At 31.2% G+C, this 19,595-nt stretch carries 16 protein-coding genes; 7 read left to right on the forward strand and 9 right to left on the reverse strand.

Annotated elements, in window-relative coordinates; translation table 11 throughout:
• Positions 1-593 precede the first annotated feature (593 nt).
• The 4 genes from WAO74_RS02230 to WAO74_RS02245 all read right to left on the reverse strand — a co-directional run bounded on the left by WAO74_RS02230 (position 594) and on the right by WAO74_RS02245 (position 8,126).
• On the reverse strand, positions 594-2,243 hold the full coding sequence (locus tag WAO74_RS02230) for a RagB/SusD family nutrient uptake outer membrane protein (RefSeq protein WP_422159315.1): 1,650 nt from the start codon (positions 2,241-2,243) through the stop codon (positions 594-596).
• A gap of 19 nt (positions 2,244-2,262) precedes the next feature.
• Positions 2,263-5,385, reverse strand: a complete 3,123-nt coding sequence (locus WAO74_RS02235; RefSeq protein WP_422159565.1) for a SusC/RagA family TonB-linked outer membrane protein — start codon at positions 5,383-5,385, stop codon at positions 2,263-2,265.
• A 207-nt stretch (positions 5,386-5,592) separates the two neighbouring features.
• Complete coding sequence (locus tag WAO74_RS02240) at positions 5,593-6,129, reverse strand: DUF4136 domain-containing protein (protein ID WP_422159317.1); 537 nt, start codon at positions 6,127-6,129, stop codon at positions 5,593-5,595.
• An 11-nt stretch (positions 6,130-6,140) separates the two neighbouring features.
• Entirely contained in the window at positions 6,141-8,126 is a 1,986-nt protein-coding gene (locus WAO74_RS02245) for a urocanate hydratase (RefSeq protein ID WP_422159566.1), read from the reverse strand.
• 137 nt (positions 8,127-8,263) lie between these two features.
• On the opposite strand from WAO74_RS02245, the gene WAO74_RS02250 reads away from it, so the two are divergent.
• Positions 8,264-11,779 carry a methylmalonyl-CoA mutase family protein gene (locus tag WAO74_RS02250; protein WP_422159319.1) on the forward strand — a complete coding sequence of 1,172 codons (3,516 nt, stop codon included), beginning with the start codon at positions 8,264-8,266 and terminating at the stop codon, positions 11,777-11,779.
• Between the two features lie 135 nt (positions 11,780-11,914).
• Here WAO74_RS02250 and WAO74_RS02255 read toward each other — a convergent pair whose 3' ends face one another.
• Genes WAO74_RS02255 through WAO74_RS02270 form a run of 4 tightly spaced genes read right to left on the reverse strand, consistent with a single transcriptional unit; the run spans position 11,915 to position 14,159 of the window.
• Complete coding sequence (locus WAO74_RS02255; protein ID WP_422159321.1) at positions 11,915-12,310, reverse strand: hypothetical protein; 396 nt, start codon at positions 12,308-12,310, stop codon at positions 11,915-11,917.
• 7 nt (positions 12,311-12,317) lie between these two features.
• Complete coding sequence (locus WAO74_RS02260) at positions 12,318-13,070, reverse strand: class I SAM-dependent methyltransferase (protein ID WP_422159323.1); 753 nt, start codon at positions 13,068-13,070, stop codon at positions 12,318-12,320.
• Positions 13,061-13,798, reverse strand: coding sequence for a DUF2071 domain-containing protein (locus WAO74_RS02265; RefSeq protein ID WP_422159325.1), 738 nt, complete (start codon positions 13,796-13,798; stop codon positions 13,061-13,063). The genes WAO74_RS02260 and WAO74_RS02265 overlap by 10 nt, the downstream gene beginning before the upstream one ends.
• Positions 13,791-14,159 (reverse strand): DoxX-like family protein, encoded by a 369-nt coding sequence (locus WAO74_RS02270; protein ID WP_422159327.1) that lies wholly within the window; start codon positions 14,157-14,159, stop codon positions 13,791-13,793. The genes WAO74_RS02265 and WAO74_RS02270 overlap by 8 nt, the downstream gene beginning before the upstream one ends.
• A gap of 98 nt (positions 14,160-14,257) precedes the next feature.
• On the opposite strand from WAO74_RS02270, the gene WAO74_RS02275 reads away from it, so the two are divergent.
• The 3 genes from WAO74_RS02275 (at position 14,258) to WAO74_RS02285 (ending at position 16,088) form a co-directional block, all read left to right on the forward strand.
• Positions 14,258-14,785: a hypothetical protein gene (locus WAO74_RS02275; protein ID WP_422159329.1), complete on the forward strand. Its 528-nt coding sequence runs from the start codon at positions 14,258-14,260 to the stop codon at positions 14,783-14,785.
• 175 nt (positions 14,786-14,960) lie between these two features.
• Positions 14,961-15,296: a DUF3703 domain-containing protein gene (locus WAO74_RS02280; protein ID WP_422159331.1), complete on the forward strand. Its 336-nt coding sequence runs from the start codon at positions 14,961-14,963 to the stop codon at positions 15,294-15,296.
• Positions 15,297-15,548: 252 nt separating this feature from the next.
• Entirely contained in the window at positions 15,549-16,088 is a 540-nt protein-coding gene (locus tag WAO74_RS02285; RefSeq protein WP_422159332.1) for a sigma-70 family RNA polymerase sigma factor, read from the forward strand.
• Between the two features lie 80 nt (positions 16,089-16,168).
• Here the strand turns inward: WAO74_RS02285 and WAO74_RS02290 are convergent, their stop codons facing one another.
• Positions 16,169-16,849: a hypothetical protein gene (locus WAO74_RS02290; protein WP_422159333.1), complete on the reverse strand. Its 681-nt coding sequence runs from the start codon at positions 16,847-16,849 to the stop codon at positions 16,169-16,171.
• A gap of 137 nt (positions 16,850-16,986) precedes the next feature.
• On the opposite strand from WAO74_RS02290, the gene WAO74_RS02295 reads away from it, so the two are divergent.
• Genes WAO74_RS02295 through WAO74_RS02305 form a run of 3 tightly spaced genes read left to right on the forward strand, consistent with a single transcriptional unit; the run spans position 16,987 to position 19,590 of the window.
• The gene (locus WAO74_RS02295; RefSeq protein WP_422159335.1) at positions 16,987-18,207 is read left to right on the forward strand and encodes a sulfite oxidase; all 1,221 of its coding nucleotides are present in this window, start codon (positions 16,987-16,989) and stop codon (positions 18,205-18,207) included.
• Positions 18,207-18,680: a monoheme cytochrome C gene (locus WAO74_RS02300; RefSeq protein ID WP_422159337.1), complete on the forward strand. Its 474-nt coding sequence runs from the start codon at positions 18,207-18,209 to the stop codon at positions 18,678-18,680. Before WAO74_RS02295 ends, WAO74_RS02300 begins: the two co-directional genes overlap by 1 nt.
• Positions 18,664-19,590, forward strand: a complete 927-nt coding sequence (locus tag WAO74_RS02305) for a sulfurtransferase (RefSeq protein WP_422159339.1) — start codon at positions 18,664-18,666, stop codon at positions 19,588-19,590. The genes WAO74_RS02300 and WAO74_RS02305 overlap by 17 nt, the downstream gene beginning before the upstream one ends.
• Positions 19,591-19,595: the final 5 nt, after the last annotated feature.

Below are 19,595 nucleotides of genomic sequence, written 5' to 3' on the forward strand. Positions count from 1 at the left end.
AAAGCTTTTAGCTTCTTTCTCCATTTGACTAGGTGTATTGATAAAATTAGACAATTGAGATCTAAAATTAATAGACACTTGTATTGAACTTTGAGAGCTTCCTTTTTAATTTATAAAGCTGTATTATTTTAATTTGCATTAAAATTCAGAAAATACTTTCTATAATAATATTTCTTTTACCTCTAACATTATAGGGTATAGTAATGACTATAAATTAAGGTTTTTTTTTGCGTGTTTTGAATTTACAGATAGTAATGAAGAAGATGAATCATGATTATCACTTTTTCTTATCAAACTCGTAACGAAAAAGAATTTTAAACCTGAAACTTTTCTAAAGAATCAAAAAACAAACCCTGCTAAATCTCTTTTACAATTATCGACAGTTAATATTAGAATTTAGTGTTTTTTTTAACGAAAATAATTTTTTTTTTAATTTGATGCTAGGTTTACAGGTTTCGTTGTAATTGAATATTGGAATAATTCAAAAAATAAAAAAGCCAAAACTGCATAGGCAGTTTTGGCTTAATAAATAACCTTAAATCTATAATTCTTTTATGAAGACAAACTAGAAGATTTATTGGTTATACTTAAAATTAATTTTGATCTCCAGGACCAATATCTGGATTGGCATCAATCTCTTTTTGAGGGATTTTAAAAATCCAATCATTATTTATAGATGGTTTAGCCACTTTCCAAGCAGCTTGATATAAAACTTGAGATGCTCCAGACCCACCATTTGCTTCATGGTCTATTTCTTCATCCCATCGAATTTTATCAGTATAACCAAATCCTTCACCCCACAATTCTACACCTCTTTGAAATTTGATATGTGCCATTAAACTCGATTGTGTTGTATACTGATTTACATTATAGTTGCTATCTCTTGCACTACCTAATGGATTTAGTGCGGCTCTAGCACCAGGTAAATCATTTAGCATAGTTTTTGCTTCCGCTTCAATTAAATACATTTCAGAACTTCTCATATAAATAATATCATCTGGATCAATAGAACCTGGATTTGCATTTTTCAATTTAAAATGCATATATGGATGCTGATTAAAAGAATTAGAAATTCCGTACTTCGAATTAATTTCTGCTCTTTTTGCATTATAACCGGCTAAATTACCAGCGTATCTGGGATCTCTTGGTTGCCCACCAGAAACACCTCCTTGCCCATTCGAAGCAGAACTGTTGGTGTTAGGAGCATCAATTATAAATACTTCCTTTCTATAGTCTGTATTTGGAATTGCGTCAACTAATCTTCTATCCGCTATTTTAGGGTTTGATCTAATTTGAGAACCGTTAAAAGTATTACTGGCTAAATAAAAATAAGAACGGAAAAAGGTAGTTTCTGTCCCTATTACATTACTTCCCCAAATTACTTCAGGTAAATTATTGGTATTAAAACCAGATAACCAATCAGCTTTCCCCATTATTGGAAAACCTTGTCTTGCAGCAATTGCAGATGTTGCAGCTGTTGCCCAATCACCTTTAGATAAAGCCCATCTTGCTTTTATACCATGAGCAACATTAATGTTTAATTGAGATTTAAGTTTTGGATCCCCAGAAGGTCTTGATGTTGCACCACCAAACGCAGCAATTGCAGCATCTAAATCTTTACCAATTTGCACATAGACTTCCTCTACTGTCTTTCTAGGTCCTGTAGTTTCTGGTATTAAATTAATTGGTACTCCTTTATCTGTAGATGGATTTCCAATTAGATAACCTTTTGCATAATGTTGAACTAAAGATAAGTAAGCAAAAGCTCTATAAGTATAAGCTTGCCCTTCTACTTCTTTGAGTTCGGGTGTAACAGGTAAATCTCCTCTACCAATTCTTTCTAATATAAAATTTGCATGCAAAATAATATTATATCGATGATACCATAAAATTTCGTTTGTTAAAGAAGTTGGCACAGTATGAGAATTCCATTGCATTTCTGTTCTCCAACCCAAGTTATTTGCATCTGCGGAATGTATTAAACCACCCGCTAAATTATCACCTAATGGAACCCAGTAGTGGTCATTAGCTCTTGATGTATTCCCACCTGGAAATACAGTTTGAGATTGAGAATACAAGGTTCTATGTATTCCATTCAAAACTTTTTTCATATTCTCCACGTCTTGAAGAGCAACTGTTGGAGTTACAGCATCTGTTGGCGAAGTATCTAAGAACTCTTCTTCGCAAGATGATAATACTGAAACTAAAGTAAAAAGAATCAGAATTTTTATTCTATTATACATAATTTAAATTTTTTATTTATTAAAATGATACATTTACACCTAAAGATATAATTCTTGCAGGATTAAAATCGTTTCCAGATGGCGTACCTGCAATGTTAAATTGAGGATCTAATCCATTACGCTTACTACTTAAATACAAGTTTTCACCTGTTAATGACAATCTTAAATTATCAATATCTAATTTTTCTAAAATATTTCTTTCAAAATTATAACCTATACTAATATTTTTTAAAGACCAAAAAGAAGCATCTGTTAAAAATCTATCTAAGTTAGTTATAACTTGGGTAACACTTCCATTTTCTAATCTCGGAACATCTGTATTATCTCCTGGGTTTTTCCACGCTCTTAAAATATCTGGATGCATAGATGCACCAAATCTACCTGTGTGCATCATACTCGAGTATCCGTTATCAAGAACTTTACCTCCTATACCGTAAGTTATTAAGAAATCTAAAGTAAGACCTTTGTAAGAAAAACTATTAGATACTGAACCTAATAAGTCTGGGATCGAGGAGTCGCCAGTATAAGTTCTCTCGCTAAGCCTCCAGTCGGTTGTTGTTTGTGGAACTCCATTAGCATCTAAAACAATTTCATTTTCTCCTGTTACAGGATCTGGAGCTACTAAAAAGTACAATTGATCTCCATTTGTTGGATCTACACCTGCAGATCTGAATAAAAAGAAATCAAACCTAGATCTTCCTTCTGCCCATCTTTTTGAACCATTAATAAAAGGATCTGGAATTGAGGTAATTTCGTTTTTAAATGTCGATGCTTGTAATTCTAAATCCCATTTAAAATCGTTTTTGTTAAATAAGTGTGCAGTTAATGCCATTTCTAGTCCAGAATTGTACATATCTGCAATATTATCAGGTTGTTCATTTAAACCAACACTCAAAGCTAGAGGTACATTATATAATAAATCGGTTGAATTACGTTTGTAGTACTCAAAAGAACCCTCTAAAAAATTATTGAATAAACCAAACTCCAGAGCGATGTCAAAATTCTCTATGGTTTCCCATACTAATTGAGTATTTCCTAAAGCCGATAAAAGAAATGCTCCATCAGCTGCATTCGAGTTGAGTGCAAATCGTGGTTGAGAAAGAAAAAAGTCATTTAAATCATCATTACCTACTTCACCATATGAAGATCTTATCTTTAGTTTATTGATAAAGGATACATCTTCCATAAACTTTTCTTTATGGATATTCCAAGAAGCTCCAACAGAATAAAAATTACCCCATCTAGACTCTTTACTAAATACAGATGAAGCATCTCTTCTAAACGAAGCGCTCAAATAATACTTACCATCAAAATCATAATTAGCTCTTGCAAAATAACCTTCAATAGCTTTTCTGCTTGATGCTCCACCTAAACTAACAGGGTTAGAAAAATTTGCAAATTCGAAAATACCAGTTGTTGCCTGTATCGTAGCTAATCCATCATTAAAAGAAAAAAGTCTATTGTAACTCTCATGACCAAGTGTAATATCTAAATTATGATTCCCAAATGATTTATTGTAGGTTAGTAGTTGTACAAAGTTTTGAACTTCTCTTCTAGATCTAGTTTCGCCAAATCTTCCTGTAGGTTGAGCATCACCAATGATTGCGTTTTCGTAATCCTGACGTATATCTTCGTTAAAATCTCTACCATAGTTTAATCTAAAATTAAGACCATCAAAAATTTTCATATCAGCATACATTCTAAATCCGTAGGTGTTATCTTTATCAAGATCTTGATTTAGTAACAATTCTTGCAAAGGGTGGCGCCCTTGACCCAAAGGTCTTCTTCCGATATTATACAATGGAAATCCTTCACCATTATCAAAAACAGGGTTACCCTGTGTATCTAGAACAAGATTTCCTTGTAAATCATTTACATAAACTGGGTAAATAGACCCTAAACTTTGTGCAAAACCAAAAGGGTTTACAATACTACCTGTACCTGCTGATCTTGGCCCTGTTGTTTCAGCAACTGTAATATTAGCACTTCCCCCCATTTTTAACCATTTTTTTACATCAAAATCTGCATTAAGTCGCGCTGTAAATCTGTCATAATTAGAAGTCACAACATAACCTTGTTCTTCTAAATAAGAAGCAGAGAAGAAAACTCTACTATTTTCACTACCTGATGAAACATTAACATTATAATTTTTTCTAACACCAGTTTGTTCCATAAAATCGAACCAATCTAAAGTTTGATAGATTAACTGAGCATTTGGGTTTATATTACCATTAATGTCAACAATTTGATCGTTAGGAACGTTAAATGGGTTGTAACCTAGTTGTGAGTAAATATTATTTGTCGCAAAAGTTCCACTACCTGCTCCTGCAGATGAATTTTTTAAAGCTTCCCACATTACCTCGTAATATTGTTGAGGCGAAACTTGATCGTAAAGAGGATTTGCTCTTGCAACTATACCACCTTGAACTGTTGCACTCACTTTAATATCGCCTTTTTTACCACTTTTTGTAGTAATAATAACTACCCCATTTGCTGCTCTTGCTCCATATAATGAGGTTGATGCTGCGTCTTTTAGAATTGTAAAAGATGCTATATCTTCTTGATTTATTGTGTTTAAATTACCTTCATATTGTATTCCATCTACAATAAATAATGGATTTGTACTACCATTTAAAGTACCCACACCACGAATAACTACTGATGGTGTAGAACCAGGCTGTCCATTTGTTGACGTGAACTGAACACCAGTTGTCCTACCTTCAATAGCAGCTATTGGTGATGTTACATTTCTATTTTGTAATTGCTCAGCACTAATAAAACTTGCAGAACCTGTAAAAGCCTCTTTTGTAGTAGTACCATAGGCAACAACTACAACTTCTTCTAAAACACTTGAGTCCTCTTCTAGAGTAACGTTAATTTCTGATTCGCTACCTACAAGCTTTTCTACTGTTTTAAATCCTAAATATCTAAAAACTAAGATATCTGTGTCTTTCGCTTTAATAGTATAATTACCATTAAAATCTGTATCGGTTCCTGTTTTGGCTCCCTTAATCACTACAGACACTCCAGGAAGAACTCCAGAACTATCGGAAACTTTACCAGTAACAGTTTTCTGTGCAACTATTGTTTGCACCATGAACGCCAGAAACAACGTTAACATTCCATTTAATTTTGATTTCATCATTAAATTTGGTTTAAATTAATGATGCTAAAATCTTAAAAAAATCTTAAAAAAAAAACAAAATATATTATTTATATGTTTTTTTTTAATATTATTAAATTAATCATAAAAAAAATGTTAAATAATAATTTTTTATTTAAAAAAAAAGACAAATATTATAATAAAATGAATTTCTTGTAAGGGTAATTCTTTTATAATTTGTATAATTTACTTATTTGGTGGAAACCTAGAAACAATTTCTTTCACAAACTCATTAATTCGAGCTTCTTTTTTTTCGACATTTTCTAATTTTAAAGCACCAGTTCCAATTCCTTGCCAAACTAATTCTTTCTTTTCTGTGTCAATAAAGTCTACAAACAAAGTACCTTCTGTGTATTCGCTTACGTTGATATTATTGTTCATACCATTCCACATCCAAGGATTCCATCCCCAGCCAAAACCATAGCCAAAATTGTTATTTTGATTGATATCTACTTTTCTTCTAGATTTCGTAAAAAAACTAACCAACATATCTGGATTTTCAGATTTTGTAAAGCCCTGAGCCAATAATTCTGTTTCAACTGCTCTTAAAACTCTTTTTTTATCTAAATCAGAAATATCAGCTTTATCTATTCCTGTTTTATAAAACGCAAAGGTTTTGTACTTGGTAAAATCTGCTTTTGTGTCATAATCTGTAACTACTTTCACAGAATTACAAGCTGATAATAAAATTACACTAAATAATATAAATGCTATTTTTTTCATAGGTATTGGTTTTAAATGTTATTAAATAAAGTATCATCAACTATATTTGGGAGTGTAACTTTTAAATTTTTTTCTGATTTTATGGCTCTTTTTATTGCAAAAATTGCTTCTTTATTTCTTGCCCAACTTCTTCTAGAAATTCCATTGTTTACATCCCAAAAAAGCATAGATTTTAAACGCTTTGACGCTACTTTAGAACCATCAAGAAGCATGCCAAAACCACCATTAATTACTTCACCCCAACCAACTCCTCCTCCATTATGAATACTAACCCAAGTTGCGCCTCTAAAGCTATCGCCAATAACGTTTTGTATGGCCATATCTGCCGTAAATTTTGAGCCATCATAAATGTTAGAAGTTTCTCTGTATGGAGAATCTGTACCAGAAACATCATGATGATCTCTACCTAAAACAATTGCTCCAATTTTTCCTTTTTTAATGGCTTTATTAAACGCATTTGCAATTTTAATTCTACCTTCAGCATCTGCATATAATATTCTGGCTTGGCTACCAACTACTAATTTATTTTCTTGTGCACCTTTTATCCATTGAATATTATCAGCCATTTGTTGCTGAATTTCTAGTGGTGAATTCTTCTTAATTTTCTCTAAAATTTTACAGGCAATTTTGTCTGTTTTTGCCAAATCTTCAGGCTTTCCAGAAGCACATACCCACCTAAAAGGACCAAAACCATAATCGAAACACATGGGCCCCATAATATCTTGTACATAAGAATTGTACTTAAAATCAATATTATTAGTAGCCATTACATCTGCTCCAGCTCTACTTGCTTCTAATAAAAAAGCATTTCCATAATCGAAAAAATAGGTTCCTTTTTCTGTATGTTTATTAATTGCTTTTGCATGTCTTCGTAAAGTTTGTTGAACTTTTTCTTTAAATTTCTTCGGATTTTCAGCCATCATTTTATTGGCGTCTTCAAAAGAAATATCAACTGGATAATAACCTCCAGCCCAAGGATTGTGCAATGAAGTTTGATCTGAACCTAAATCGATATGAATATTATCCTCATCAAACCTTTCCCAAACATCCACAACGTTTCCTAAATAAGCAATTGAAACTGTTTCTTTTTTTTCTTTTGCTGATTTTACTCGTGCAACTAATTTATCTAAATCAATAATTTTTTCGTCAATCCAACCTTGATTTAAACGAACTTGGGTAATTTTCGGATTTACCTCAGCACAAACTGTAATGCAACCTGCAATATTGCCTGCTTTTGGTTGTGCTCCAGACATTCCTCCTAAACCTGATGTGACAAATAAATTTCCTTTTGGTGCTTTTTTGATTTTTCTAAATCCGTTTAAAACGGTTATTGTAGTTCCATGCACAATTCCTTGTGGACCAATATACATGTAACTCCCAGCAGTCATTTGTCCATATTGCGAAACTCCAAGAGCGTTCATTTTTTCCCAATCATCTGGTTTTGAATAATTAGGAATTACCATTCCGTTTGTAACCACCACTCTTGGTGCGTTTTTATTGGATGGGAATAAACCCATTGGATGACCAGAATACATGGTTAAAGTTTGTTTATCAGTCATTTCTGACAAATATTGCATCGTTAATAAATATTGTGCCCAGTTCTGGAAAACAGCTCCATTTCCACCATAGGTAATTAATTCATCTGGATGTTGAGCAACTGCATCGTCTAAATTATTCTGAATCATTAACATAATTGCTTTTGCTTGCTTAGATTTTCCTGGATATTCAGTTATATCTCTTGCATATATTTTATAATCTGGCTTGAAACGATACATATAAATTCTGCCATACTTTTCTAGTTCTTCATTAAATTCAGGTAATAATTCAGCATGATGTTTGGCATTAAAATAACGCAAAGCATTTCTTAAGGCCAGTTTTTTTTCATCAGAAGTTAAAATCTCTTTTCTTTTTGGGGCATGATTAATCCTTGAATTATATTCCTTTTTAGCAGGTAAAACAGAAGGTATTCCTTGTTGAATTTGTTCTTTAAAAGTCATATTCGAATGCTTTATTTTAATGGTTTTACAAATATATTTATTTTGAGCTTTTATTAACACTTTAAAATCGTTAAAGATTGTAATCATTTTTTGAAAATTCCGTAAATTGCACACCTAAAATCAAACATTTATTACGAATGGAACAAATTATACCTTATAAACCTCAACATAAAGTAAGAATTGTAACTGCTGCCTCACTTTTTGACGGACATGATGCTGCCATAAACATTATGCGTAGAATTATACAATCCACTGGAGTTGAAGTGATTCATTTAGGACATGATAGAAGTGTGGAAGAAGTAGTTAATTGCGCCATTCAAGAAGATGTAAATGCCATTGCTATAACTTCTTATCAAGGAGGACATAATGAGTATTTTAAATACATGTATGATTTATTACAAGAAAAAGGTGCTAACCATATTAAAATTTTTGGTGGTGGTGGTGGTGTAATTCTTCCTGAAGAAATTAAAGAATTGATGGATTATGGAATTACCAGAATTTATTCTCCTGATGATGGAAGAGCATTAGGTTTGCAAGGAATGATTAATGATTTGGTGAAGGCCTCCCTTAATCCCTCCAAAGGAGGGAAACTCCAATCTGACTCAAATTTTGTTGGAAAAGTATGTAATGAAGATGGAGATTGGTTGTTGGAATTGGGTAATGAGAAGGTTTTAGAAAATTTAAAGAAAAAAGAAGTTAATACAATTGCACGATTAATTTCGCTAGCTGAAAATAACCACGAGGCTTTTGCAAAGATTTTCAATAAAGATTGGAACTCCTTCCCTTTGGGGAGGTTGGGAGGGGCTTCTCCAGTTTTAGGAATTACAGGAACAGGTGGTGCTGGAAAATCTTCTTTAGTTGATGAATTAGTAAGACGTTTTTTGATTGATTTTCCTACAAAAACAATTGGCTTAATTTCTGTGGATCCATCAAAAAGAAAAACGGGTGGTGCACTTTTAGGGGATAGAATTCGCATGAATGCTATCAACAACTCTAGAGTTTATATGCGCTCTTTAGCAACTCGTCAATCTAATTTGGCATTGTCTAAATATGTAAATGAAGCTATACAAGTTTTAAAAGCTGCTGAGTTTGATTTAATTATTTTAGAAACTTCAGGTATTGGGCAATCTGACACAGAAATCATTGAACATTCTGATACTTCTTTATATGTAATGACACCTGAATTTGGTGCTGCAACTCAGTTAGAAAAGATTGATATGTTGGATTTTGCTGATTTGGTTGCTATTAACAAATTTGATAAAAGAGGTGCTTTAGATGCCATTCGTGATGTAAAAAAACAGTACATACGTAACAATAATCTGTGGCATATTCATATGGATGATATGCCAGTTTATGGTACAATTGCATCTCAATTTAATGATCCTGGAATGAATACTTTGTACAAAAGTGTTATGGATAAATTGGTTGAAAAAACGGGTGCTGATTTAAAATCAAAAATGGAAATTACCAAAGAAATGTCTGAAAAGATATTTGTAATTCCGCCTGCAAGAGTGCGTTACTTATCAGAAATTGCAGAGAATAACAGAGCTTATGATAAAGATGTAAATGAACAAGTTATTGTTGCTCAAAAATTATATGGAATTTATCAAACTATTGAATCTATTACAGATTCATCCATAGAAATTATTAAAACGGGGCTAGATGAAGATGAGATCCTGAAACAAGTTCAGGATGACGAAAAGCAATTTGTTAAATTGCTTTTCGCACAATTCGAAAAAGTAAAACTAAACTTTAATCCTCTAAATTGGGAAATTATTTTAAACTGGGCAGAAAAAGTTCAGAAATATAAAGATCCTATTTATACGTTTAAAGTTCGTGATAAAGAAATTAAGATAGAAACCCATTCTGAGTCATTATCACACTCACAAATTCCGAAAGTTGCGTTGCCAAAATACCAAGCTTGGGGAGATTTATTACGCTGGAATTTACAAGAAAATGTTCCTGGAGAATTCCCATTTACTGCAGGTTTGTATCCTTTTAAAAGAACTGGAGAAGACCCCACAAGAATGTTTGCTGGTGAAGGTGGCCCAGAAAGAACCAACAGACGTTTCCATTATGTGAGTTTAGGAATGGATGCCAAACGTTTATCAACTGCTTTTGATTCGGTTACTTTGTATGGAAATGACCCTGGACACAGACCTGATATTTATGGAAAAATTGGAAACGCTGGGGTTTCTATTTGTTGTTTAGACGATGCTAAAAAACTCTATTCTGGTTTCGATTTAAGCCATCATATGACCTCTGTTTCTATGACTATTAATGGGCCAGCTCCAATGTTGTTAGGTTTCTTTATGAATGCTGCTATTGACCAAAATTGTGAGAAATACATCAAAGAACACAAATTAGAAAAACAAGTTGAAGCGAAATTTAAAGAAATCTATGATTCAAAAGGTTTAGAAAGACCTGTTTATCAAGGCAATTTACCTGAAGGAAATAATGGTTTAGGTTTGATGCTTTTAGGAATCACTGGAGATTTGGTTTTGCCTTCTGAGGTTTATCATCAAATAAAAAAAGAAACTTTAGCACAAGTTAGAGGAACTGTACAAGCGGATATTTTAAAAGAAGATCAAGCACAAAATACCTGTATTTTTTCTACAGAATTTGCACTTCGTTTAATGGGAGATGTACAAGAATATTTTATCGAAAAACAAGTGCGTAACTTTTATTCGGTTTCTATTTCTGGCTATCATATTGCAGAAGCTGGTGCCAACCCAATTACGCAATTGGCATTGACGTTGTCTAATGGTTTTACGTATGTTGAGTATTATTTAAGTCGTGGAATGGACATCAATAAATTTGGACCAAACTTATCTTTTTTCTTTTCAAATGGAATTGATCCTGAATATTCTGTGATTGGAAGAGTTGCTCGTAAAATTTGGGCAAAAGCGATGAAAAATAAATACGAAGCGAACGAAAGAGCACAAATGTTAAAGTATCATATTCAGACTTCTGGACGCTCTTTACATGCGCAAGAAATCGATTTTAATGACATTAGAACTACGTTGCAAGCTTTGTATGCGATTAATGATAATTGTAATTCTTTGCACACAAATGCTTATGATGAAGCGATTACAACCCCAACAGAAGAATCTGTGAGAAGAGCAATGGCAATTCAGTTGATTATCAATAAAGAATTGGGTTTATCTAAAAACGAAAATCCAATTCAAGGTGCATTTATTATTGAAGAATTAACAGATTTAGTTGAAGAAGCTGTGTTGTTAGAATTCGATAGAATTACAGAAAGAGGTGGCGTTTTAGGAGCGATGGAAACGATGTATCAGCGTTCCAAAATTCAGGAGGAAAGCTTGTATTATGAAACGTTGAAACACAATGGAGAATTCCCAATTATTGGTGTAAACACCTTTTTAAGTTCTAAAGGCTCACCCACTGTGCAGCCAGCAGAAGTAATTCGTGCCACTGAAGAAGAGAAGCAATTTCAAATAAAAACAAAAGAATTGTTGAACAAAGCAAATCCGAATAAAGTAAAAGAGCAAATTGCCATTTTACAACAAGCAGCAATACAGAATGAAAACCTTTTTGATAAATTAATGGAAGCTACCAAAGTTTGTTCTTTAGGGCAAATTACAGAAGCGTTGTTTAAAGTTGGTGGACAATATAGGAGGAATATGTAAGTAGAGAACCGATTTCGCTTTTCAGCGAAATTGTGTAAATCGCTTATCCCGCTTTTTAGCGGGATCTCAAAAACTAAATTATAGTTTAGACCTCACAAGTTTTTAAAACCTGTGAGGTCTTACTAATTTATATAATTATTGAAAATAAATATAAAAAAATAGTGCACTCATGTATATCCAAAAGATAGTAAACACTATGTGCATTGCTGTTTCAAACTTTTTGCCTTTCCATAATAATGATGAATACACAAAAAGCTGAAAAAATAACCTTATCAACCAAAAAATACCTAAACCCAAGGAAATTTTATTTCCTAGATTAGTTCCCATCAATTCTGATGCAGAAGTTACACATAGCAATCCCATTAAGAAAACTGTTAAAGCTATAAAAAAAGTATGCGTTGTCATCATTTGAGAATTGATTAAACTCAATGATTTTAATTCTATTTTCCATTTAAAATATTTTGGAAAACCTACATGAATCAATGCTAAAAACATTAATAAAACTCCAATAATTTGTAACTGTAAAGTCATAATTTAATTATTTTTGAATGGTGAAAATAGACATAAATGGCGTAAATTTTCTTTCAGAAATTGATGTAAATCCAGCTTCTTTAAAAACTTTTAACCATGTTTTTTTTGAGAAAAAATGTGTAAAGCCAACAGAGAAAGCAAAGAAATTTGGCAAATCTCTTAAATGCTCCACAACAATTACTTTTCCATTTTCTTTACAAACTCTCTTACATTCTTTTAAAAACTGAACTTTTTCTTCATTTTTTCTCATCTCATGAATCGCAGAAAGTATAAAAATTACGTCTACAGAATTGTCTTTTAAAGGAATATTATCTGTTTTTATTTGTGAATTGTTTGGATACAAAGTTGTTACTTTTCTTGCTCTAATAATTGCTGGTTCTGTATGATTTTCTGAATTGTAAAAATCGAAAACTTGCAAATCTGATTTTGGAAATTTATGATCAATTGTAAAACTTGTTTCATCAAAACCTGCATTAATATTTAGAATTTTGGTTTCTGGAGAATCTATTATTTTTAAATCTTTAAACCATTTAAAATCATAATATCCTGAAAAATCGTACACGTAAGCAGAAATTACAAGAGGCATAATTAATCCATATAAAAAAGCAAGAATAATTATCCAAATAACTAAATCAGATACATTAAAATATAAACAAACTGCAGTAATTACAAATAACACAATAAAACCTACCACATAAAAATGCCTGTTAAAACTTAAAATATTTAAGACACCTTGAAAATTTTTTCTTTCTATTTCCATACTTCTATTTTTCCTTTTTTCCAATGATATGGAATATTTTCAATAATAAAAGCATTTGCCAAAACATAATTTTCTAGTTTTAAATCACCTAAAAACTGAAAATTATATTCATCAACTTTTAAAGGTTTTGGTTTCCAATTTGTTCGAACTCCTTCTATAATTAAAACCTCTTTTGATTTTTGATTATAGGTAAACGTAAATGGCAAAGGTCCAGCAAATCTTCTGGCTTCTTTCCAATTTTCAAAAGGAGAGTTTTCTGGTAAATCAACTTTATCATTAGTATTATTTACCCTAATTTTAAAGTTTGATTTCCTTGAATAAATTTCTGTTTTATCATCCTGTTTATTGATGTTTATATCTGTTGTAGTATAATTATAATGGGTAAAAATATTTCCTCTAAAAGACATTTTAGGAGAATCTGTTTCTGATTTTAAAATATATAAACCTCTTAATCTTTTACCTCTTTTATCTGTGTATCTTACAAAAACTCGATAACCAATTAAGAAAAAATCATTACCCATAAAATTTGGAAATCCTTTGGGCTTTAAGTTTTTTGTTTGCACCATTGCAATTGCAATAAATGCCCATTTATCTTGAAAAGTATCTAAAGTTAAACATTCTGGAATTAACTTTTCTAATTGTTCTTTTGGCACTGCAAATGTAAAAACTGTCGAACTTTCGAAAAAAGCCTCAACTGCAAAAGGATGATTTTTGAAGGATTTAAACATGGTTTTTTATTTTGATTACAAATTGGTTATAATAAATAATTAAACAAAAAAACAAAGCGAATATAATATTCATTTTTCCGAAAAGTAATAAATTTTCTACCAAGAAAAACTCAATTACATTCATTGCTAAAACTATTATAATTTGTGTGATAGCATTTAATTTTGTTTTAAAGCTCGATAAAATCCAAACAACCATAATTATTTCTAAAACACCAATAGTAAAAGTAATTTCTTTTGCAAATTCTTCATTTAAAATTCTTGCTACAATTTCTTGATGCCTAGGAACAAGGTTTAATATTTTACACAAAAATCCGTTTGCAAACCAAATCGTAGAAATTAAAACTGTGAGAATTCTATTCATAATTAATCTTTCAATTATAAACTTTTAATAATTTTTGAAAGTTAAATAATTTATTTTTTCTAATAGTATTCTTACCTTTCATAAAAATTAAATAATAAATGAAAATATTAGGAATTAGCTCAAGAATAGAGCATCCAGAGTTTGGTTTAGGAGTTGTAACCAATGTTACCAGCAAACATTATTGGGTAACTTTTATAAAAGAGGGTTTAGAAACTATTGATATTGATAGCGAATTTGAAATTATAGAAGCAGTTGAAGACGAAGTAGATTCAGTTAGTTTTTACGAGGTAGAAAAATCATTAAAAAAGATTTTACAAAAATGGTCTGATGTTACAGAAATTGCACCAATTGCAGATAAATGGAGAAATGGAACCTTAATTTTAAGGGCAGCAGATTCTAATTTAGCTGATAAAGAAATACCTATAGATACGTTTTTTCATAAGATTGTGATGGTAAGAGATCGAATTCGAGTGATGGAACAAAAAATAAACGCAAGCAAAACTTTAGACGACCAAGATAAAATTGATTTACAGCAATACATCACCAGAATTTATGGAAGTTTAACCACTTTTAATGTGTTGTTTAAAGTAAAGTCGGATTATTTTGTGGGAGAAAAGTCGAAGTAATTTTAGATTCCTGCCTACGCAGGAATAACCGTCAAAAAAAGACTTCTCGATACTTTTTTTTCATTCTTCAAAAAAAACTCGAAGTGACAGCCAAAAAAAAGAATCGAAGTGACAGGAAAAAAAAGGAAAACTTTGCATCTTTTTAGATTGATTTTCGTCTATTTTTAAAAACAAGATGAATCATCAAGAATTAAAAACTGAATATTATCATCAATTAAATTTAGGAAAGGAAGCACTTAAAAATAATAATTTTGAAATCTCTTTTTATCATTTAGAAAATGCACATGTTTTAGGTCAGAAACATATTTTAAGGCATACTATTAGTCATTATTGGATGTTGGTTTTTGGCATCAAAAAGAAAAGTATAAAAGAAGTGTTGGGTCAAATTGTAAGAATTGTAGCTTCTCTACTATTTACATTCATTTGGGTTCCTAAAGGAAATACGGGTGGTACAAATGTTTCACCTATAAAAATACTGCCAATGAGAAATGAATTGAAAAAATATTTTTAAATTGATGCATCTTTTTAACGAATTTGCTGTCTATTAGTTGAACATTAAAAACAAATATCATGAAAAATAAAAATAATTGTACTTGTGGTTGTGCACCTTGCATTAACCAAGATTGCTCTCAATGTACTTGCCAAAATTGTACATGTACGAATTGTAATTGTTAATTAAAGTGATTGCGAATAAAATGAAGCAATCTTTTTTATAAGTTTGAGATTGCTTCGTAAACTCGCAATTACAGCGAAAATAATTATTATGACCACAAAACAAGTTTGGACTTCGTATTCTGAAGATTTAAAACGATTTATCATCAGCAAAGTAAAAAATGAAACAGTTGCTGATGATATTTTGCAGAATACTTTTATAAAAATTCACACGAAACTGCATACTTTAAAAGATATTACCAAACTAAAATCTTGGTGTTTTACTGTGGCTCGAAATGCAATTTTAGATTATTGGAAAGCTCAAAACCAAACTTTTGAAATTGCCAATTTTGAAGCAGAAACATCTATTGAAGAAAATACACATACAGAACAAGATTGCTTAAAAGGCATTTTAAAAAGCTTACCAAAAAAATATAGAGACCCTTTATTTTTATCAGATATAAAAGGATTGCCACAACAAGAAGTTGCAATTCAATTGCATCAAAGTTTATCTGCAACAAAATCTCAAATTCAACGAGCGCGTAAATTAATTGCACAAGGTTTTATGGATTGCTGTGGATTTGTAATGAATACAGAAGGGATTTTGGTAGGAGAAATCAAAGAAAAAGAAGATTGTAAAGTTTGTAATTAAGTTCCTCTTTTTCAAAAACTAAAAAAAGGCAAAGAATTAAAAATCTTTGCCTTTTCTATTTTAACTACCAAAAAAAAAAATTACTGTTTAGCTTCTGGTAAATGAATTCCGTTTATTAATAGATATGCGCCCATAAACATTAACCATAAAACTTTAATATGAAAAACAGGTTTGTAAATTTCAAAATTATCTGCAATTGCTAAAATAATACCCATTGCTAAAAAACCAAGTATTAATGTAAACCACCCTAACCAAGCGCTTACCAATTTCCACTTTATAAAAGCATAGCCCAATAACACCAAACCAACTCCTGAAAAAATTCTTCCAAAACGTATAAAGCAAGTTACATATTGATTGGTATATAAAATGTTATCAATAAACAAAATCAACTCTTCAGGCGATAATCCAGCAGTTTTTCCAACACCCCAAGCTCCAAAATTATAAAAATAGGCATTTGCAATAGCCAAGGTAAAAGTACCAACAATCACCATTCCAATTCCAGGAAGAACCACAACTCTATAAGGTCTGCCTGTTGTGATAGATAGTAATGCAAACATTGAAATTCCCATAGTTACCCAACCAAAAATATGAATACGATACATCCAAATCCAATACCAAACACTTTCACCAATTTTTGTAAAATCAGAAGCAACTATATATTCTCCAATATGATGTGGAGACAAAGCCCAACCGAACCAAAGTAAGGCTGCAGCTAAAATAAATGCCCAACCCGTAAAATTAGTTTCGAAATTTTTTTTCATTATCCTCATAATTAATTAGTTATTTTTATAACTTGGTAATATTAAAGGTATTTCTTTTATCTTTATGTAACTTATGTTACATATAATATTATTATTCCAAATTATATTGTCATCGTATTTACAAAAACCATAATCAATTGAAAAGAAGATCTTTTGTAAAAAAAGCTGTTTTAGGTTCGTTTGCAGCTATGATTGGTACTGAATTAGTTTTTGGTTCTAAAATGCCTTCTGGATATACTCCTTTGGCGCTTCAAGAAACAGATCCTTTTAAATTATTCAGTAAAAACAAACAAATGGTTGTCTTGAATGATAAACCATGGAATATTGAAGCTCAAGCACATTTATTAGATGATAAAATAACGCCTAATTCATCGATGTTTATTCGAAATAATGGTTTGGTGCCTGAAGATATTAACCCAAAAGAATGGACATTAACCATTGATGGAGAATCTGTAAAAAATAAAAAAACATATTCGCTTGCTGACTTAAAATCAAAATTTAAACAACATACTTATCAATTAACCATTGAATGTGGTGGAAATGGACGAAGTGAATTTGATCCGCCAGCAAAAGGAAATCAATGGACAGTTGGTGCTGTGCATTGTGCATCTTGGACAGGAGTAAGATTGAGAGATGTATTAGAAGATGCAGGTATAAAAAATGATGCCATGTATATTGGTTTTCATGCAGTAGATCAGCATTTAAGTGGCGACCCAAAAAAAGAACCTATTTCTAGAGGTTGTCCAATGCCAAAAGCATTGCAAGACGAAACCATTTTGGCTTTTAAAATGAATGGAGAAGATATTCCACTAATTCATGGTTATCCAATACGTTTAGTAGCAGGTGGCTGGCCAGCATCCGTTTCTGGAAAATGGGTGAATAGAATTAGTGTTCGAAACATTATTCATGATGGAGAAAAAATGACAGGTTCATCGTATAAAGTTCCTTGTAAACCAGTTGCACCAGGAGAAAAAGTAAAAGATGAAGACATGTGCATTATTGAATCAATGCCTGTAAAATCAATCATAACCTATCCCAAAACTGGAGCAATTATTAAAGTAGGCAAATCTTTAAACATTAGAGGTCATGCTTGGGCTGGTGAATTAGAAGTTACAAAAATGGACTATTCTATTGATTTTGGGGCAACATGGAAATCTTGTACTATAGAAAAACCCGCAAATCGTTTGGCTTGGCAACATTTTTCTGCTTCCATAAATTTTCCAAAAGCTGGATATTATGAAGTTTGGGCAAAAGCAACAGACGCAAAAGGAGTTTCGCAACCAATGTTAGTTCCTGGTTGGAACCCAAAAGGATATTTAAATAATGCCTGTCATAGAATTGCTGTAAAAATTGTGTGATGAATGCTATGAATGAGTTTGAAAAAAAAATAAAAAAGGCAGAAAAAACGGCATACATAGCTACTGCTTTTTCTGTTATAGCCTCAGTTTTACTTATTTTTTCCATTTATGACCCAACTTTTTCGGTATTTGGAAAAAAAAAGGTAACAACTGTTTACACAGAGGTTATAGAAGATGAAGATAAAATTGAAAACGGAATTCACTTAAGAACAGGTTTGATTGATGCAGAAGGTTTAATGACAGTGGTTAACAATTGTACCAATTGCCATTCTGCAAAATTAGTAACACAAAATAGAATGGATGTTGAACGTTGGAATGCTACTATAAAATGGATGCAAGAAACCCAAAACCTTTGGGATTTAGGTGCAAATCAAGAAATTATAGTAAACTATTTAGCTACAAATTATCCTCCACTGAAAAAAGGCAGAAGAATGAACTTAACAGATATCGATTGGTATGAACTTAAAAATTAGCATTCTTCTATTGGTACTATTTACATTAGGATGTAAAAAAACAACGATTGATACTGATGATTCAGATCAAATAAATTATCTAATTAATGCTAATGAATTGATGACCACCATCAATAAAAAAAATATAAAAATTATCGATTTTAGAAAAAAAGAATTTTACGATAAAGAACATATAGCTGATGCTATTCATGTCTGGATAACTGATATTGAAGATACTTCTTATCCTTACAATGGTATGATGCCAAGCACAAAACAACTTGAAAAATTATTTGGTTCTTTAGGCATTTCAAATAACGATACACTTATTGTTTATGATAAAAATGGATTGTGTGAAGCAGCAAGATTTTGGTGGATTTTACAAAACTATAATTTTAAAAACATTAAAATGCTGCAAGGTGGTATTGAAAGTTGGAAAGCAATCCAAGGAAAAGTAACTCAAGAAATTCCTGAAAAAATAAATACTGTATTCGCCTTTTCTGAAAAACCAAGCATGAAATATGCCATTTCTAAAGAAGAAGTGTTGAATGCAATCAATAAAAAAATAGTACTTGTAGATACAAGATCTTTTGACGAATTCTCAGGAAAAAAACAAAAAAAAGGGGCTTCTAAAGCAGGTAGAATTCCAAACAGTATTCATATTGATTGGTCAGAAGCCATTAATTTTCATGGAAATCAAGAACTAAAACCCATAGAAACTTTAGCAGAATTTTATGCTAAAAAATTAAATGTAACAAAGAATGATTTAATAATTTTGTATTGTCATAGTGGAGTGCGTTCAGCACATACCACTTTTGTTCTTACTCAATTATTAGGATATAAAAATGTAAAAAATTATGATGGCTCTTGGACAGAATGGAGCTATTTTAACGATTTACCCTTTACTAATGACAGCTTAAAAACAATAAATTAAAAATT

The sequence above is a fragment of the Polaribacter sp. genome, assembly GCF_049276715.1.
GTDB lineage: Bacteria > Bacteroidota > Bacteroidia > Flavobacteriales > Flavobacteriaceae > Polaribacter.